This window comes from Aliikangiella aequoris (assembly GCF_053709105.1).
The window spans coordinates 272,887-290,503 of record NZ_CM132298.1 but is presented as its reverse complement, the minus strand read 5'-3'; the positions used below and the strand labels follow the sequence as shown (position 1 = coordinate 290,503).

Genomic DNA, 17,617 nt, shown 5'->3' with positions numbered 1-17,617 from the left:
AAATAACTATTCCACGCAACGATTCACTCTTAAAATTGAAATCAGGAGAACCGAAAGTGGTATCTAAATTAACCAAAATATCAGCAGCAACGCTGCTTGCATTAGGCGCATCAACTAGCATTATGGCTGACGATAGCCGTTATGTAATCAAAGTCGATAATTCTAAAAAAGGTGTGGTTAAAGCACTTGCTAAAAAAATGGGTGGCGACATCAAGGTTGATGCCAATGGATTTATAGCAGCAGAGTTTGCAGGAAAAACGCTCGATCAGGTTAAAGGACTACTGAACAACCCACACATTCAATTAATTGAAGACGACAATCGCCGAGTGCCTTTAAGTCTTTACAATGACGACGCAGGCGATGCAACAACAACCCAGTTGACGCCTTATGCGGTATACCAGTCACAGGCCAATCAGCTATCACTACAGCCGGGTCAAAAAGTCTGTGTTATCGACTCGGGCATTGCAGGGAGTCAAGGCGAAACAGGCGGACAAAACTTTGACTTTGATTGGAGCGTAATTACCGGAGACAACGACTCTGGCACAGGCAACTGGTATGCAGATGGCGGCCCACACGGTACTCATGTAGCTGGCACCGTTGGTGCTGCAGATAATGGTTTTGGCGTAATCGGCATGGCTCCGGGCGTGCCTATGCACATTATTAAAGTATTTAATGATGCAGGTTGGGGCTACTCTTCCGACTTAGCGCATGCTGCAAACTTGTGTGATGCGGCTGGTGCCAACATTATCACCATGAGTTTAGGTGGCGGTGGGGCGAATTCAACCGAAGAAAATGCCTTTAATGACTTTACTAATAACGGTGGTTTAGTATTAGCTGCCGCTGGTAACGATGGCAACAATGTACGCTCTTTTCCAGCAGGCTATAAGTCGGTAATGATGGTAGGTGCAAATGATGCCGACAACAATATTGCAGACTTTTCACAATTCCCTTCTAATACTCAAACCTCTGGAAGAGGCAAAAATGCCACAACAGAAACTCACGATGGTTTAGGTGTTGAGGTAACCGCAGGTGGTGTGAACACCTTATCAACTTATCCAGCTGGCGGCGCCTCATTATCATCGTTATCTGCAGACAGCGTTGGTTACGCTTCTTCGGCCATGGAAAATAACGGTAATGCATCGGCTGGCACTTATTTTATGGGTACCGCTGAAGCAACAGACGGCGGCGCTAACGGAAAAATTTGCGTGATTGACCGAGGCGTCATTTCGTTTCACGACAAAGTAAGCAACTGCGAAAACTCAGGCGGTGTTGGTGCAATTATTATTAACAATGAAGCTGGTATGCTTTATGGCACATTAGGCGATACAGCAAGTAATACCACCACTATTCCAGCCGTTGGAGCCGCATTAGAAGACAGATCAGCAATTATTAGTGCGGCTAACGCTGCAATTAATATTGGCGCAAGTGATTATGGCTATATGAGTGGAACTTCTATGGCGACTCCAGCCGTGGCAGGTATTGCAGCACTGGTTTGGTCAAATCATCCAAATTGCACCGGAACAGACATTCGCGAGGCTTTAAAAGCGACTGCTGAAGATCAAGGCGCAGCAGGTAGAGATGACTACTTTGGATACGGAATTGTTAAGGCCAAAGCAGCAAGTGACTATTTAGCAGGACAAGCTTGCGGCGGAGCGCCAACAGGTAACCAAGCACCAATCGCTTCTTTTGCATTTAACTGTAGCTTGCTAGCATGTTCATTTGATGCCGCAGCTAGCACTGACAATGATGGTTCAATAGCCAGCTATAGCTGGAGCTTTGGCGATGGCGCATCGGCAGCGGGAATGACGACAAATCATAATTACGCAGCCAACGGCAGCTATACCGCTACTTTAACTGTGACCGACAACGAGGGCGCTAGCTCATCTACTTCACAAACCGTTACGGTTAACGATGGCTCAGAACCACCAGCCGCAGACATTACGTTGTCAGGTAGTCGTTCAGGAAATGGGAGAAGTATCACTCTCAATTGGAGTGGCGCAACAGGCGGTAATGTTGACGTTTATGTTAATGGTAACTTTAACAATACTACGGCCAACGATGGCTCGATTACTTACTCTGTTAATAAGTCTGCAAGCTACACCTTCACAGTTTGTGAAGAAGGTTCGACTACTGCTTGTTCAAACTCAGTAACACTGTAAGCTAAAAGCACCACCTTTAAATCGATAAGGTGACCTTTGAAAGCTCTAAACTTAGGTTTAGGGCTTTTCTTTTGCCTAGATTAAAGCTAACCAATAATCAAAATCGTACAAAAAACCCACAATTAAAGCCACGCTTTCAATTAAATATCGACTGATAAAAAGCTGTCAAAAAAACGTAAATAATACACAAAATGAGATATTTTGTCGGCTGAGTGACAAAGTCTGTCGCATTTGATGTAGCCGTAAGCCCTTATATTTCCTAATAATGACTCATCGCTTAAGAAAAGCTAATCAAAAAACTCAAACAAGGGTTAGCCGACAAATAATAACAATTGAGTCATCGGTAGCGACTTAACTCTCAAATTGAAATCAGGAGATCGATTTATGCTAAACAAACTAACTAAACTCTCTGCTGCGACTTTAATCGCATTAGGTACTTCAAGTGCAGCAATGGCAGATGACAGCCGCTATGTAATTCAAGTAGACAATAGCAAAAAAGGCATTGTAAAAGCGCTAGCAAAACAAATGGGCGGGAACATAAATGTTGATGCTGATGGTTTTATAGCCGCAACTTTTAATGGCAAATCTCTTGAGCAGGTCAAAGGCTTATTAAACAACCCACACATTAAGTTGGTAGAAGCAGACGTAAGACGCATGCCTTTATCTATTTACAACGATGACATGGGTAACCCAATGGCAGAGCAGCTCACTCCGTATGCTGTTTATCAGTCTCAAGCTAACCAGTTAACTTTACAACCTGGTCAAAAAGTCTGCGTAATTGACTCGGGTTTAGATTCATCAAACCCTGACTTTGAATGGTCTAACATCACCGGTGATAATGACTCAGGAACGGGTAATTGGAATTCTCACGGTGGCCCACATGGTACACACGTAGCCGGCACGGTTGGTGCAGCAGATAACAATATTGGTGTTGTAGGAATGGCTCCGGGCGTTCCAATGCATATCATTAAAGTGTTTAACGAAGCAGGCTGGGGTTATTCTTCAGACTTAGCTCACGCAGCAAACTTATGTGATGCAGCAGGCGCAAACATTATTACCATGAGCCTAGGTGGCGGCGGCGCTAACTCAACCGAAGAAAATGCTTTTAACTCTTTCCAAGCAGCCGGTGGACTCGTATTAGCTGCAGCGGGTAACGACGGTAACAGTGTTCGCTCTTATCCAGCAGGTTATAAGTCGGTAATGATGATCGGCGCAAATGACGCAGATAACAACATCGCAGACTTCTCACAATTTCCAAGCAATACTATGACTTCTGGTCGCGGCAAAAGAGCAACTACAGAGACTCATGATGGCTACGGCGTTGAAGTAACCGCAGGCGGCGTAGATACACTCTCTGCCTACCCAGCGGGTATGGCTACAGTGGCTGCAATGTCAGCTGATGGCGTTGCTTACACTACTTCAGCTATGGAAAACCAAGGTTATGCAGCTGCAGCAACTTTCAACATGGGCACGGCTGAATCTACCAATGGTGGCGCTAATGGCAAAATCTGTGTGATTCAACGCGGCGTTATTTCTTTCCACGACAAAGTGCTTAATTGTCAAAACAGTGGCGGTGTTGGCGCAATCATTTACAACAATGAGCCAGGTTTGCTCTATGGTACTTTAGGTGATACTAATGCAACCAGTATCCCAGCAGTAGGCGCGACTATGGAAGATGGAGCGGCACTAGAAGCGGCAGCTAACGCGGTTATTGATATTAATGCGGGTGACTATGGCTATATGTCTGGAACTTCAATGGCAACTCCAGCAGCTGCCGGTATTGCGGCACTGGTTTGGTCAAACCATCCAACTTGTTCAGGTGAAGAAATTAGAACAGCAATGAAAGCCACTGCAGAAGATCAAGGCGCTAACGGTCGCGATGATTACTTTGGATACGGTATTGTTAAAGCAGCTGCAGCCAATGCTTACCTTAATGCAAATGCTTGTACAGGTGATACTGGTGGCGGTGACGGCGGTACAGACCCAGAGCCAACGCCTTGTAAAGGTGGCCCTAAGAAGTGCGGTTAATCCTTGAGATTCGGATTAAGCAAACTGACTATTGACTGGTACTCCTGCCAATAGTTTAAATTAAAAGGCCAGTTTAACTGGCCTTTTTTTATTTCATTTTGTTAGTTTTCATTGGCGTTAGCTAAATATAGCGATAATACGCGATCAGCTAAAGCGACGTTATTTCAAGCTAAACAGTCACCCTAATAGCCTACAGACTGATATACTCAACTAGCGAGCCCAACCTCAGCAAGATGGCTTTACCTTATACCGCAAGCTTTACTGGCTCAGTTATAAGCCTAAATAAAACGCTCGCCAGTTAATAATCAAAAGATAGACTTTTTTATGCAACCAAACCTTCAAAATAAAGCGTTAACTAAAACAAACCAATACCAATTTTTAATCCTAAATAGTGCCGGATGGGCAGGCTATTTTTTAAGCGGATATGTTGGCGCTTTTTATTGGGACAAATCAATAAACTATTATTGGGCTTTATTTATCGGCGCAATTATTGGCTGCCTATTAAGTCTTTTACTGCGCCCCCTGTACCGCAAAGTATGGGATAAAAATATTACGGTTAAAATTCTTACGGTTATTTTTGCGTCTTATTTTACTGCGTTGCTTTGGTCCATTGCAGACAACCTAAGCTATTGGGAGCTCTATAAACAAGGCTATCGCCCTTCTCACTGGTTTGGCTACATAAGCGGCGTTTTCAGCCGTTTTTACATCATTTTGAGCTGGAGTTGTTTGTACTTTGGCATAAAATTTTACCAAGGCATGCAAGAGGCAAGTCAGCGCGCCTTAAAAGCAACTTCACTCGCTCACCAAGCACAACTTAAAATGTTGCGTTATCAGCTAAACCCCCATTTTTTATTCAACACTTTAAATGCTATATCAACTTTAGTGCTAGATAAGCAATCCGCTAGAGCGAATGAAATGGTAACTCGTTTATCAAATTTTTTACGATACTCTCTCGATAATGACCCCATGCAAAAAGTGACACTAGAGCAAGAAGTAACTACTTTAAAGCTATACTTAGGCATAGAAAAAGTCCGCTTCGAAAATCGCTTGTCGCTCGAGTTTAATCTTGAACCAGAAGCCGAAAAAGCGCTGATACCCAGCTTAATTTTACAACCCTTAGTTGAAAACTCGATTAAATATGCCATCGCAAAAAATGAGAATGGTGGAAAAATTATATTAAATGCAAAAGTTTTTGCGAATGAATTATTGCTTGAGTTACAAGATGATGGCCCTGGAATTACATTAAAAGATGGCGAACTACCTTGTGGAAGAGGCGTCGGTGTTCGTAATACACGGGAAAGACTAAATGAAATTTATAATTCTAAACATTCATTTACTATTGCAAACATTCAGCCACACGGATTACAGGTTAGTATAAGACTTCCCTACGAAACGGCCACTGTTTAGCTTGGCTGGTTTAGCCGCTCGAGGAGCCCCATATGACCACAATTAAAACGATAATTGTCGATGACGAATCTTTAGCACGTCGAGGCCTCACCATTCGCTTAAATGAAATTCCTGAAATAGAAATAGTTCAGGAATGTGAAAACGGTCGACAGGCGCTTACCGCAATTAATGAGCTTAAGCCTGATCTGGTTTTTCTCGATATACAAATGCCGGGGCTCGACGGGTTTGAAGTTGTCAGCAAACTTCAAGCCGACGCAATGCCGTTAATTGTCTTTGTTACCGCATTCGACCAATATGCAGTAGATGCATTTGAAGTTCATGCCGTTGATTATGTGCTAAAACCCGTAGAGCAATCTCGCTTAGAGACCGCGGTCGAAAGAGTAAAGCAACATTTGCAGCACGATGAAAGCAATAATCAAAAAAAGCGATTAATCGACTTAATCACCAATATTACCGGCAGAACCCCAGCGCAAATCGATGAAATGCTCACCTTAGGAGAGCAATCACCCAGCCCTTTTCCAACCAAAATAGCCATTAAAGATCGCGGAGAGACCACCTTAGTAAAAACTGAAGCAATCGAATGGGTTGAAGCCGCTGGTGACTATATGTGCGTTCATGCAAACAGTCAGGTACATGTACTACGAACGACTATGAAGGATTTAGAAGCAAAACTTAATCCGAAAAACTTTCAGCGAATACACCGCTCGACCATAGTCAATATTGATAAGATCGAGAAAGTTTGCTCGCATATCAATGGCGAATATTATCTCGTTTTAAAAAATGATGCGCGTCTTAAGATGAGCCGCAGCTATCGTGACAAAATTAAACATATCTTGTAACGCACTATTTTATATTGAGAATTTTATGGATTTACATTCGTAACTGAGCTTGATTCCCTTGGGCAATGAGTATACTTTAGAAACCTCAATTGTAACCAAGAGAGTCTTGAATGCGAGATTACCAAAAATTCTATATTAACGGCCAATGGATTACGCCGAGCTCAGTAACTCAACTCGACGTAATCAACCCTGCAAATGAAAGTGTATGCGCACAAATTAGTCTTGCCAACCAAGAGCATGTCAATGCTGCGGTAGAAGCTGCACACAGCGCTTTTAAAACATTTGGCTTTAGTAGCAAAAGCAGCCGAATAGAGCTACTTAAAAATATTTATTCAGAGTACAAAAAACGCTACAACGATATTGCAGACGCAATCAGTGAAGAAATGGGTGCGCCAATCAGCCTTGCCAGCAAAGCACAAACTGGCGCCGGCTTAGGACATATAAAGAACACCATTAAAGTACTCGAAAGTTTTGAGTTTAGCCAGACCGCCAGTGCTAGCCGTATTGTTAAAGAACCCATTGGCGTATGTGGTTTGATTACACCTTGGAATTGGCCAATGAATCAAATCGCTTGTAAAGTAGCCCCTGCAATTGCAGTTGGCTGTACGATGGTATTAAAACCGTCAGAAATAGCACCGCTTTCTGCCTATATTTTTGCCGAAATTATGGATAAAGCAGGCGTCCCTAACGGCGTGTTTAATTTAATTAATGGCGATGGTGCAAATGCTGGTACAGAGTTATCCAAGCACCCCTTAGTCGATATGATATCTTTTACTGGCTCAACTAGAGCAGGAATTTTAGTTGCGCAAAATGCCGCAACAACAGTTAAGCGAGTGTCTCAAGAGCTAGGTGGCAAATCCCCCAACATTATTTTGCCCGATGCCGATTTAGAAAAAGCAGTAAAGCGCGGTGCGTTTGGAGTTTTTAATAATACTGGCCAATCGTGCAATGCGCCAACCCGTATGCTTGTACCAGCAGAGCATGTACAACAGGCGGCCGAAATCGCTGCTAACACAGCGGCTAAAGTTGTTATTGGCGACCCTAAAGATGAAGCAACGACTATGGGACCTTTAGTAAGCAAAGCGCAGTTTGATAAAGTACAAGCTTTAATCAACAAAGGTGTTCAAGAAGGCGCAACATTAGTTTGCGGAGGCGTAGGACACCCTCACGGATTCTCCAAAGGTTACTTTGTTAAAGCAACCGTATTTAGTAACGTTAATAACCAAATGAGTATTGCTAAAGAAGAAATTTTTGGGCCTGTCTTATCAATCATTGGCTATAGAGACGAAGCGGAAGCGATTCAAATTGCTAATGACACTCCCTACGGGTTGGCCGCTTATATTCAAGGCGAAGATAAGCAACGTTTAGAATATATTGCAAGTCGATTAAGAGCCGGCTCTATCAATATTAACGGACATTCAGGCGACTTCAACTCTCCTTTTGGTGGCTATAAGCAATCTGGAAATGGCCGCGAGTGGGGAGCTTGGGGCTTCGAAGACTTCTTAGAAGTAAAATCCATCAACGGCTTAGACTAACAACACAATTCGTACCAGAAAAAGCCTCAGCCGAAACGCTGAGGTTTACCTTAAAACAACTGAATAACTGAATAACTGAATAACTGAATAACTGAATAACTGAATAACTGGACTTTAACGTTTGGACTTGCTACTGCTACTAAGTAACTTAATTTTGCTAATTGCAACTTTGTTACCACTTTCAAAAAATCCTCATTGGTTTTTTAGGGGAATGGATTTTCCACGCCTACAAATCGCCTTGTGTTGTTGTATTGTTTTATTAGCTAATTATTTATGGCTAAATCTCAACTTACCGATCTATGCCACTTTAACTGGCTTAACCTTAGCCTGCTTTATTTTTCAATTATGGTGGATAACACCATATACTTTATTTTGGCCGGTAGAAGTTAAGTCTACTCAACCTAAAAATAATGCGCGCACAATTAAAATAATTACCAGCAACGTTTTACAAACTAATCGCAACGCGAAAGCGCTCATTGATTTAGTTAACCATGAGCAGCCTGATATACTAGTCACCTTAGAAACCGACCATTGGTGGCAACAACAATTAGATTGTTTGCAAGCAGAAATGCCACACTGTATTAAATGTCCGCTTGATAATTTATACGGCATGCACGTTTATTCAAAGTTACCATTAAGCCATTCAAAAATTCTTTATTTAGTTGAAGAAAACGTACCTTCTATTCATACCCAAGCTTTACTAGCCTGTGGTGAAACAGTATCACTACATTTTCTTCATCCTGCGCCTCCAAGTCCAACTGAAAATGAATTATCTCAAGCTAGAGACGCTGAACTTATTTTAGTGGCAAAGCGAGTTAAATTTAATGAGCTGCCAACTATTGTTGCCGGTGATCTTAATGATGTTGCTTGGTCTAGAACCACTCGCTTGTTCAGAAAAATCAGCGGGCTACTCGACCCAAGAATTGGGCGAGGCATGTTTAATACTTTTCATGCAAAACTTCCTCTTTTTAGATGGCCGCTCGACCACCTTTTTCACAGCAAACATTTTACTATGCGTAATGTGCGCCGACTGCCTTCAATTGGAAGTGACCACTTTCCACTTTATAGCGAGCTTCACTTAGAGCCAGTAGTGCAACACAATGGAAACGACTTAAACTTAGATTCTGAAGACTTAGAATTTGCACAAAACATACTCGACAAACAAGCGATTACCAGCGATATTTCTAAGCTTAAAGTTTAATCTGAACAGTATCGTTAAAATTAAAACTGGATAGTGTATTTGGTTAAATACTCGCTATACTATTTTTAGTCGCTTTATATAATCTCTCAGTCATTCGCTATGCGTATAACCATTTTAACCAACCTTGATCTTGCCAGCTGCATTGCGCTTAATGAGTTATTGCCATTAATAAAAGCCCACTCAATCAGCCTATTTTACTCTTCGCAAGTAGGCAGTAACACTGAGTTTCAACAAGACATCGCTTTTGAGCTCCAACAAATTCATTTGTTGGAGCATGTCATTCCAACTAAAAATATTTTTCCTTTAGTCGAAAAAGAACAGAGTAGAGAAACAAGCAGCGCCACAAAAAAATGGCAAACGTTTAACCAACTAGCTAGCGACTATAAGTGCACATTACAGCCGCTCAATGATATTAACCAAGCCAGTGGGCAAGCTAAGCTGAATTTATCGCGCCCGGATTTAATCTTGTCTATTCGCTTTGGAAAAATACTAAAACGCGAGGCAATCTCACTTGCTAAACTGGGTGTATTAAATCTTCATTCCGGCATTTTGCCTCAATATCAAGGGGTAATGGCGGTATTTTGGGCTATGCTCAAAGGCGAAAAAAACTATGGTACAAGTCTGCATTGGATTGATAGTCATCAAATAGATGCAGGGCCAATAGTTAAAATAAGCCAACACCCACTCAACTTAAAAAAAAGCTATTTTGAAAACCTATTTTCTCTTTATGCTCCCGGAGCTCAAGCTATCGCAAATGCCGTTGATTTACTCGCTAACGGACATGCTATTAACGCTAAAGCTCAACAAGGACAGCCGCAGTACTATAGCTTTCCAAGCTCACCAGACTTTGCGCAATTTAAACAACTAGGCTTATGCTTGATTGACCCTTTATATCTAAGCACTATTTATCGTCAGTTTGGTTAAAGCCTGCCGATACCCGGCTTTAAATAATCGGATTGGCGCATTATCACCATTCAAATCCTCTATCATCATTTTGACATGCCGATTAGCCTTTATGGCCAGCGCTGTTATAATAGACACCAGAAATTCATCCATAAATTTGATTAAGTAACCGCTAACACCATCTAGTCTGCTGTAATTAGCAAGACGGAATAAAAGAGAAACGACTGTTTCAGGAGCAATTTGATTATGAGCAACGCGCTTAATTTCACTCACGATCCCGCTTTAACTAGCTGGGTAGAGTCAGCAAACCAAGAAAACTGTGATTTTCCTATTCAAAATTTACCTTTTGCCGTATTTAAAAGAGCCAACTCGCAAGAAGCTTTTCGCGGTGGTGTTGCCATTGGCGATCAAGTTTTGGATTTAGCTGCGGCGAAAAACAGTGGCGTCTTTAGTGGAATAGCGCAACAAGCGATTGAGGCCTGTGACGCACCTGAGCTCAATCAGTTTATGGGCATGGGAAAAGCCGTTTGGTCCGAGTTACGTGCTGCGCTGTCAAAAGCGTTAGCTAGTGGCTCTTCTGCACAGGCAGATTTAGAGTCCTGTTTGATCCCGCTAAACGAGGTTGAATATAAGCTCCCTTGTACTATTGGTGATTACACTGATTTTTATACTTCGATCCATCATGCTACGGCAGTTGGAAAGCTATTTCGTCCTGATAACCCGTTACTCCCTAATTACAAATGGGTGCCTATTGGCTATCACGGTCGCTCCTCTTCTATTGATGTTTCTGGACAAAGCTTCAAACGCCCCAAAGGACAGCTCAAGGCACCGGATGCGGATCAACCAGTGGTGGCACCGTGTAAGCGCCTTGACTATGAAATGGAAGTAGGTATTTATATGGGTAATGGCAATGCGCTTGGCGAGACAATCAGTATCCAAGACGCAGAAGATCATGTGTTTGGCTTGTGTTTATTTAACGATTGGTCAGCACGTGACATTCAAGGTTGGGAATACCAGCCATTGGGACCATTTTTGGCCAAGAACTTCGCCTCAACCGTATCTCCATGGATTGTCACCACCGAAGCCCTCGCCCCTTTCCGTAGCGCTTGGACCCGTGATGAAAGCGACCCACAACCATTAGAATACCTAGAGTCGCAACAAAACCGGGAAAGTGGTGGTTTCGATATTCAGTTAGAAGTACAGCTAGAAACTGAAAAAATGCGCAACTCAGGTGAGCCTGCTAGCCATTTATCGCTTTCAAACTTTCGTCATTCGTATTGGACAGTCGCACAAATGGTCGCTCACCACACCATCAATGGTTGTAATTTAAAGCCTGGTGACATGTTCGGTAGTGGCACTCAATCGGGACCAGCCCACGAAGAAGCAGGCTCAATGTTAGAGCTAAGTAAAGGCGGTAAACAAACTATTAGTTTAGATAACGGCGAAACCAGAACATTTTTAGAAGATGGTGATACCGTCATTATGCGCGGCTGGTGCAGCAAAGACGGCGCTAAACGGATTGGTTTTGGCGAAGTAACGGGAACCATTCTACCAGCTTAAGCTTGGCGATTTACCCTACAATAAAAAAGCCCTCAGTCGAGGGCTTTTTACTATACAAATAAATTTGCTTACATCCACAACTTGAGCAAATCGATCACAGTTGCTAGTCTAAACGCAGTATCAATCATTAGACTGCATTATGTTTATTCCCCAAAGCATAAAACAAACACTGCAACTAGCCCCTAAAGATCTCAAGATTGTTTTTCTTAGCGCGAGTTATTTTTTTCTGCTACTTACCGCTTATTACATTTTACGTCCTGTTAGAGAAACCTTTGGTATTTCAAGAAGCGCAGAAGATCTACCTTATCTATTTTTGTCTACTATGTGCATTTTATTGATATTAGCCCCCGCAATTGGCTGGCTTGTTGCAAGCTATAAAAGAAAACAATTTATTCCCATAGTGTATCGGGGCGTGAGCTTTTGCTTAATTCTATTTTGTATTGCGTTAACTGCATTTGAAAGTGACTATTTATTTTACACTGGAGTCACTTTTTACGTTTGGTTAAGTGTCATTAACATGCTCCTTATTTCTTTATTTTGGGGATTTATTGCAGACGGAATTAGTTTTTCACAAAGTAAAAATTACTTTCCTGCAATAGCCTTAGGAGGAACACTCGGTGCTATTTTAGGTGGCACTATCACCAACACTTTGGTCAGCCATGTAACACCTAATTTACTAATACTTATTCCAATTATTTTTCTAGAGCTAGCACTTTTAGCCATGGGTCGACTTGATAAACTATTTGATAACCAAACTATCAATGACGCGCCTAAAACCAGCAACAATTTAAATAACAAACTCGAGACAACACCTAAAATAAAGCAAGCTTTCGAAGGTATAAGCTATGCACTTAGCTCACCTTACTTGATGGCAATAGCAGGATATATATTTTTATATGGTTTAACCTCTACTTTTTTATACTTTCAGCAAGGAGAGCTTATTGCCAGTGCCTCAACCAGTCAGGTTCAACGAACTCAGTACTTTTCTCAAATTGATATCTGGTCAAATGTACTCACCTTAATTTTTCAATTATATATTTCACAAAAGCTATTAAACCGTTGGAGCATTGGAGCAATCTTAGTTGGTTTGCCACTATTAACCTTAACCGGCTTTATTTCGCTCGCTATTTTTCCAACGCTAAGCGTCCTCATGGTGTTTCAAGTATTACGCCGCTCGCTTAATTACGGCCTATTTAAGCCGGCAAGAGAGGCATTATTTACTCTTATACCTTCGCAGCAGAAATACAAAGCAAAAAGTTTTGTCGATAGTTTTATTTACCGCGGTGGTGATGCTGTTGGTGCACTAACTCAAAATCTGTTAAATATCATTGGCATCAGTTTAGTTGGTCTTGCCAGCTTAGTCGCACCTCTCAGTTTAATATGGTGCCTGCTCGCTTTATTCTTAGGAAAACGCGTTAAATTACTAGCTAGCCAGACAACAAAGCACAGATAACAAAGCACAGATAACAAAGTATAGACAAACCGCTCGACACTCAAATAAAGGAAAGTTAGCTATGTCAAATCGCCGCAACTTTATCAAAATTTCGGGGTTAGCTAGCCTAACTTCGAGCTTACCTCGGTCACTCAACTTACTTGCAAAGACGCCACGACGGCTCAACATACTCATACTTGGCGGAACGGGATTTTTAGGTCCTCACGTGGTTAGTTGCGCTCTTAAAGCTGGACACCAAGTCACGCTTTTTAACCGCGGTAAAACTAACCCCAACTTGTTTACTCAGCTTAAAACTATCATTGGCGATCGCAACACAAGTGATATTGAGAAGCTATCGGGTTATAAGTGGGATGCTGTCATTGATACCTCGGCTTATTTTCCACGCTCGGTCAATATGGCAATGCAAGTATTAAAACCAAACATAAAGCAATATCTGTTAGTGTCTACGATTTCAGTGTATGCCGACTGGTCTCAACCTGGCTTAAATGAAGACTCGGCATTAGCGACAATTAGTGATCCAGCGCTAGAAGATATTACCAACTCAACTTATGGAGCACTTAAAGCACTATGCGAAGCTGCGGCGCAAAAGCATATGCCCGGCAAAGTATGCACCATTCGACCAGGACTCATTGTAGGCCCAAGAGATAAAACCGACCGCTTTACCTATTGGCCAGTAAGAGTAAAACAAGGCGGCGAATTCATCGCGCCTGGCACTGGTGATGATTTCATACAGTTTATCGACGTAAGGGATTTAGCAGAGTGGATGCTGCTGTGTTTAGAAAAAAATATAAACGGAACCTATAACGCTCAAACTCAAGCGCAAGATATTAGAATGAAAGACCTAATCAATAGTTGTATGAGTGAACTCAATCCAAAGGCTCAACCGGTATACATTCCAGCGGAATTTTTAGCCAAACATCAAGTCACCCCGTGGCAAGAAATGCCAGTCTGGTTTCCGCCAACCGGAGATTTTGCAGGTGCTGGCGCGATAAGTACGCAACGAGCTCATGCCAAGGGATTAACTCACCGACCGATAGGTCAAACGGTAAAAGACTGCTACGCTTGGTTTAGTCAGCTGCCTAAACAGCGCCAAAGCAAATTACGCGCGGGGATCAGCCTAGTTAAAGAGAAACGCGTGCTTAGTGCTTGGAAAAAATCATCCAGCCCAATAGAAAAAATTTAATTAATTAATAGACATTTTTTCTGCCATTAACAACCATTAAATGACAGGCTAAGTTGCTTCACTTTTTTGCGCCGCGCGGCGCATAAGCCAATACTCAGCTTTTACCGTTGGCTGATAAAACTTAGCCACATTCTTATAGCCAAGGCGCTGATAAAAAGTATGGTTTTTAGCAGAATAAGTTTCTAAATAAGTAGCTACATTAAGCTCATCCGCTTGTTGTAAGATTGGTTCTACTAAACCTGGCCCTAAGCCTTGACCTTGAAACTCTGGTGCAATTCCAATAATCGATAGATACCAGTCGCTTGGTTGAACAAAATTGCGTTGATTATCGCCCATTTGCTGTGAAATTAGGCGAATCAGGCGGGAAGCTTTCTCACCTAAACACTGTATAAAAAACTTTTCTTTAAGCTGTCGCTTGCGTGCTAGTAGCGATGAGTCAATTGGTTTACTCCAAACAGAAACCCCATAAGCAATATCGCTTGGCATATAAACCGTAGCAAACTCTTGTGCTTCTACTATGGAATAATCCATATAAGCTAACATACCTTGCTGGGCGACCGCTTCGTCAGCATCAATACAAGCTTGAATAAACTTAAAATAAGGATCCGTTTTTAACGCTAGGTAAAGCGCTTGAGCTAAATGAGGGTGCTTAAGCGAATAGTCCATTTTACAATCCAATACAAACAATATAAATCATTAAAAGTAGTCAGCGTTTATAGCGACTCGAAATACTCTATCATTTGTTTTCGCTGTTGTTGGCTAGGAAGCCTTCCCCGCAAAGCTTGCATGTTATCTTGCATGTGATTTACTTTAGAAGTTGCTGGGATCGCGCAGGTTACAGCAGGATGAGATACAATAAATTTTAAGAAAAATTGTCCCCACGAGTAACAATCAAACTCTTTCGCAAACTCTGGCAGTAGTTTACCTTTTACCAACTTAAATAGACGTCCTTTTTCATAAGGCATATTTACAATTACAGCTAGCCCTTTATCTTGCGCCAAAGGTAGTAAGCGTTTTTCAGCCTCACGCATTTTTATATTGTAGTTCAGTTGCACAAAATCCATGGGGTGAGACTTCATAACGGCTTCAAACTCTTTATACTGACTAACACGCGAAGTGGTGATACCGGTATATTTAAGTTGTGCTTTTGCCTTGAGCTCATTTAAGTTTGCCAATTGAACTTGATAATCACGCAAATTATGCACTTGCATTAAGTCCATTGTCTCGCGCCCCATACGAGTAGCGCTTTCTTTTATGGCAGCTAAGCCCGCTTGCTGACCATAAGTCCAAACTTTAGACGCGGCAAACCAAGGTTGAGTTAATTTAAGCTGCTTAATTAATGTGCCTAAAACCTCTTCGGAGCGACCATACATAGGTGAAGAGTCTATAAAACTGCCTCCGCTAGCAAAGAATGCTTGTAGCACTTTAGTTAGGTTAGTTATTTGGGGGGAGTCCATTGGAACATTAAACGTTTGATAAGATCCCATACCAATAACCGGTATTAACTCACCTGAGGCTGGTATGGCTTTTTTTAACACATTTTGAGGCAAGCTAGACGGCTTGAAAGACTCACTTAATGCAACTCCAGAAAAAGCGCCGAGAACGGGAGTAAAGGCCAAGCATCGAATAAGATCGCGTCGCTGAATCATAAATTAATACTCCATCAAAGGATGAAAGCGTTAACTATAAACCGATTATAAAGCTTGGATCAATCCAATCTAAAATAAATGAGTTAGGGAAAGTTTAAGATAATTGCAAAATGTAGAGCTACACCAAGAAACAAATAAAAAGTACATTAGATATAGGGTGCTACTATCAGCACCCTATTAAAGCACTATAGCGGTACAATATTTTCCGCTTGTGGACCTTTTTGACCGTCGGTAATAGTAAACTCGACTTGTTGGCCTTCTTGAAGCGTTTTGAAGCCAGAACCAGTAATCGCGCTAAAATGAGCGAATACGTCTGGGCCATTTTCTTGAGAAATAAAACCGAAACCTTTCGATTCGTTGAACCACTTTACAGTGCCAGTAACTGTTGACATAATTTTTTCCTATCTTTCTTACAAGTAAATTTGTCTTTATAAAAATAAAGACGATATAGCGAATAAAGCTAGCCTTATTCAAGTGGTCAAAAGAGTTACCCAAAGTTTCACTTAAAGCAGCTAAACGAACACATTTGAACCAAACTAACCTCAAACCTTTCTGAGTATACCTAAAAATTATGACATTGCCATTAAATTTAGGCGCTAACTAGTTGATAGTTAGCGATAAAATAATAAAAGTTGCTAAAATTCACTAAATCCCACATTAATTCCAAAAAAATCTGGCACATTATCCAAAATTCCGGCAACTCTTTAGCTTAGCCATTTTCACATCGCACAGAGTAAATCAAATAAGTGACTCACACTTGAATGTCAGCTAGCACTTAAAGATTGGATAAGACGAAACAAAAGCCGTATTATACGGTCTATCGATAAGCGAGTGTGGTGAGTAAAAACCAATCACTTCAACATCAGGCTAGTGGAAACTAAAATAAATTTATGAGCAAAGAATCTAACGATAACATTTGGCTAAATCCAATTGATTTTAGCGAAAATAAACAACATAAAATTGTTATTGGTGCGCTCCAAATTTATATCACCCAGTTGATTCAAGAGTGGCAATTTAAACACCGTTTTGTTTTACAAGACGAAAGTCTAAGCGAGCAAAAAATCTCTATTACATCGGTAGCGAGTATTCAGGTTGATAATTTAGAGCTCAATCGCTTTATTCAGTCTGACGATATTAACCAATTACATATTAAACCGCGCTTGGCAAATCGCAGTATTGTGGCGAAACCTCACACGCCGGTATTTCTCCCGAGTAAGCAAGCTATTACTATCTATGTAAGCACGCCGCTCTGGATAGCATTTTATTTAAATGGCTTTAATCAACCACTTTTTGAGATGGCGACCTTTAAACTTTCTGACACTTGGTTTGGCCCAAGGCCTCACGTAGGTGAGCTTTGCTATGCTAGTCGTTTTAGCGGCCGCATCGATCTAAAAGCGCTCCCCCGCCGCCCTAGCCGTGTCATTACCCCAATAACCATTAGCAACAATGGTGACGACAATTTGAAGCTAGAAAAAATTGCAATTCCCAGCGAGTACCTTTCCGTTTATTTAACTAAAAACTCCGAACTTTGGACGCCCACACTCAAAGTTACTCGCGAAAAAGATCAAAAAAACACTCGTGTTATCATTGATAAAAACTTGCACCCAGCCTTACAAGATGCAACCAAAATATCGGAGCCTCGCACCTCTGACCAAAGTGGACTTTTCACTAAAACCCTAGATATGCTTTTTTCATGAGCT

The 17,617-nt window shown here is 41.6% G+C and carries 15 protein-coding genes; 11 read left to right on the top strand and 4 right to left on the bottom strand.

Features of this window, described 5'->3' with window-relative positions; translation table 11 throughout:
* Positions 1-56: 56 nt before the first annotated feature.
* From ACUR5C_RS01345 to ACUR5C_RS01315, 7 genes are all read left to right on the top strand, one after another.
* The gene (locus ACUR5C_RS01345; protein WP_454466521.1) at positions 57-2,159 is read left to right on the top strand and encodes a S8 family serine peptidase; all 2,103 of its coding nucleotides are present in this window, start codon (positions 57-59) and stop codon (positions 2,157-2,159) included.
* A gap of 384 nt (positions 2,160-2,543) precedes the next feature.
* A complete protein-coding gene (locus ACUR5C_RS01340; protein WP_454466520.1) occupies positions 2,544-4,187 on the top strand; it encodes a S8 family serine peptidase in 1,644 nt (547 codons plus the stop codon).
* Between the two features lie 324 nt (positions 4,188-4,511).
* A complete protein-coding gene (locus ACUR5C_RS01335; protein WP_454466519.1) occupies positions 4,512-5,594 on the top strand; it encodes a sensor histidine kinase in 1,083 nt (360 codons plus the stop codon).
* Between the two features lie 32 nt (positions 5,595-5,626).
* Entirely contained in the window at positions 5,627-6,433 is an 807-nt protein-coding gene (locus ACUR5C_RS01330) for a LytR/AlgR family response regulator transcription factor (protein WP_454466518.1), read from the top strand.
* 110 nt (positions 6,434-6,543) lie between these two features.
* Positions 6,544-7,968 (top strand): aldehyde dehydrogenase family protein, encoded by a 1,425-nt coding sequence (locus tag ACUR5C_RS01325; protein ID WP_454466517.1) that lies wholly within the window; start codon positions 6,544-6,546, stop codon positions 7,966-7,968.
* Between the two features lie 211 nt (positions 7,969-8,179).
* Positions 8,180-9,169 carry an endonuclease/exonuclease/phosphatase family protein gene (locus ACUR5C_RS01320; RefSeq protein ID WP_454466516.1) on the top strand — a complete coding sequence of 330 codons (990 nt, stop codon included), beginning with the start codon at positions 8,180-8,182 and terminating at the stop codon, positions 9,167-9,169.
* A gap of 99 nt (positions 9,170-9,268) precedes the next feature.
* Positions 9,269-10,093: a formyltransferase family protein gene (locus ACUR5C_RS01315; protein WP_454466515.1), complete on the top strand. Its 825-nt coding sequence runs from the start codon at positions 9,269-9,271 to the stop codon at positions 10,091-10,093.
* Here ACUR5C_RS01315 and ACUR5C_RS01310 read toward each other — a convergent pair.
* The gene (locus ACUR5C_RS01310; protein ID WP_454466514.1) at positions 10,064-10,345 is read right to left on the bottom strand and encodes a hypothetical protein; all 282 of its coding nucleotides are present in this window, start codon (positions 10,343-10,345) and stop codon (positions 10,064-10,066) included. The two genes, ACUR5C_RS01315 and ACUR5C_RS01310, sit on opposite strands and share 30 nt — an antisense overlap.
* Here ACUR5C_RS01310 and fahA point away from each other — a divergent pair.
* The 3 genes from fahA (at position 10,319) to ACUR5C_RS01295 (ending at position 14,268) form a co-directional block, all read left to right on the top strand.
* The gene (fahA, locus tag ACUR5C_RS01305) at positions 10,319-11,632 is read left to right on the top strand and encodes a fumarylacetoacetase (RefSeq protein WP_454466513.1); all 1,314 of its coding nucleotides are present in this window, start codon (positions 10,319-10,321) and stop codon (positions 11,630-11,632) included. The genes ACUR5C_RS01310 and fahA overlap by 27 nt on opposite strands.
* Positions 11,633-11,771: 139 nt before the next feature.
* On the top strand, positions 11,772-13,085 hold the full coding sequence (locus ACUR5C_RS01300) for an NTP/NDP exchange transporter (RefSeq protein WP_454466512.1): 1,314 nt from the start codon (positions 11,772-11,774) through the stop codon (positions 13,083-13,085).
* 61 nt (positions 13,086-13,146) lie between these two features.
* Entirely contained in the window at positions 13,147-14,268 is a 1,122-nt protein-coding gene (locus tag ACUR5C_RS01295) for an NAD-dependent epimerase/dehydratase family protein (RefSeq protein ID WP_454466511.1), read from the top strand.
* Between the two features lie 48 nt (positions 14,269-14,316).
* Here ACUR5C_RS01295 and ACUR5C_RS01290 read toward each other — a convergent pair whose 3' ends face one another.
* The 3 genes from ACUR5C_RS01290 to cspE form a co-directional block, all read right to left on the bottom strand.
* Complete coding sequence (locus ACUR5C_RS01290; RefSeq protein WP_454466510.1) at positions 14,317-14,934, bottom strand: GNAT family N-acetyltransferase; 618 nt, start codon at positions 14,932-14,934, stop codon at positions 14,317-14,319.
* 47 nt (positions 14,935-14,981) lie between these two features.
* On the bottom strand, positions 14,982-15,917 hold the full coding sequence (locus tag ACUR5C_RS01285; protein WP_454466509.1) for an aldo/keto reductase: 936 nt from the start codon (positions 15,915-15,917) through the stop codon (positions 14,982-14,984).
* Positions 15,918-16,102: 185 nt separating this feature from the next.
* The gene (cspE, locus tag ACUR5C_RS01280; protein ID WP_454466508.1) at positions 16,103-16,309 is read right to left on the bottom strand and encodes a transcription antiterminator/RNA stability regulator CspE; all 207 of its coding nucleotides are present in this window, start codon (positions 16,307-16,309) and stop codon (positions 16,103-16,105) included.
* Between the two features lie 498 nt (positions 16,310-16,807).
* Between cspE and ACUR5C_RS01275 the strand changes: the two genes are divergently transcribed.
* Positions 16,808-17,614 carry a DUF432 domain-containing protein gene (locus tag ACUR5C_RS01275; RefSeq protein WP_454466507.1) on the top strand — a complete coding sequence of 269 codons (807 nt, stop codon included), beginning with the start codon at positions 16,808-16,810 and terminating at the stop codon, positions 17,612-17,614.
* Positions 17,615-17,617: the final 3 nt, after the last annotated feature.

Bases quoted from the DNA above. Each gene is read 5' to 3' on its own strand.
- ACUR5C_RS01340 (WP_454466520.1), top strand. From the start codon at position 2,544: ATGCTAAACAAACTAACTAAACTCTCTGCTGCGACTTTAATCGCATTA.
- ACUR5C_RS01335 (WP_454466519.1), top strand. From the start codon at position 4,512: ATGCAACCAAACCTTCAAAATAAAGCGTTAACTAAAACAAACCAATAC.
- ACUR5C_RS01330 (WP_454466518.1), top strand. From the start codon at position 5,627: ATGACCACAATTAAAACGATAATTGTCGATGACGAATCTTTAGCACGT.
- ACUR5C_RS01325 (WP_454466517.1), top strand. From the start codon at position 6,544: ATGCGAGATTACCAAAAATTCTATATTAACGGCCAATGGATTACGCCG.
- ACUR5C_RS01320 (WP_454466516.1), top strand. From the start codon at position 8,180: ATGGATTTTCCACGCCTACAAATCGCCTTGTGTTGTTGTATTGTTTTA.
- ACUR5C_RS01315 (WP_454466515.1), top strand. From the start codon at position 9,269: ATGCGTATAACCATTTTAACCAACCTTGATCTTGCCAGCTGCATTGCG.
- fahA (WP_454466513.1), top strand. From the start codon at position 10,319: ATGAGCAACGCGCTTAATTTCACTCACGATCCCGCTTTAACTAGCTGG.
- ACUR5C_RS01300 (WP_454466512.1), top strand. From the start codon at position 11,772: ATGTTTATTCCCCAAAGCATAAAACAAACACTGCAACTAGCCCCTAAA.
- ACUR5C_RS01295 (WP_454466511.1), top strand. From the start codon at position 13,147: ATGTCAAATCGCCGCAACTTTATCAAAATTTCGGGGTTAGCTAGCCTA.
- ACUR5C_RS01290 (WP_454466510.1), bottom strand. From the start codon at position 14,934: ATGGACTATTCGCTTAAGCACCCTCATTTAGCTCAAGCGCTTTACCTA.
- ACUR5C_RS01285 (WP_454466509.1), bottom strand. From the start codon at position 15,917: ATGATTCAGCGACGCGATCTTATTCGATGCTTGGCCTTTACTCCCGTT.
- cspE (WP_454466508.1), bottom strand. From the start codon at position 16,309: ATGTCAACAGTTACTGGCACTGTAAAGTGGTTCAACGAATCGAAAGGT.
- ACUR5C_RS01275 (WP_454466507.1), top strand. From the start codon at position 16,808: ATGAGCAAAGAATCTAACGATAACATTTGGCTAAATCCAATTGATTTT.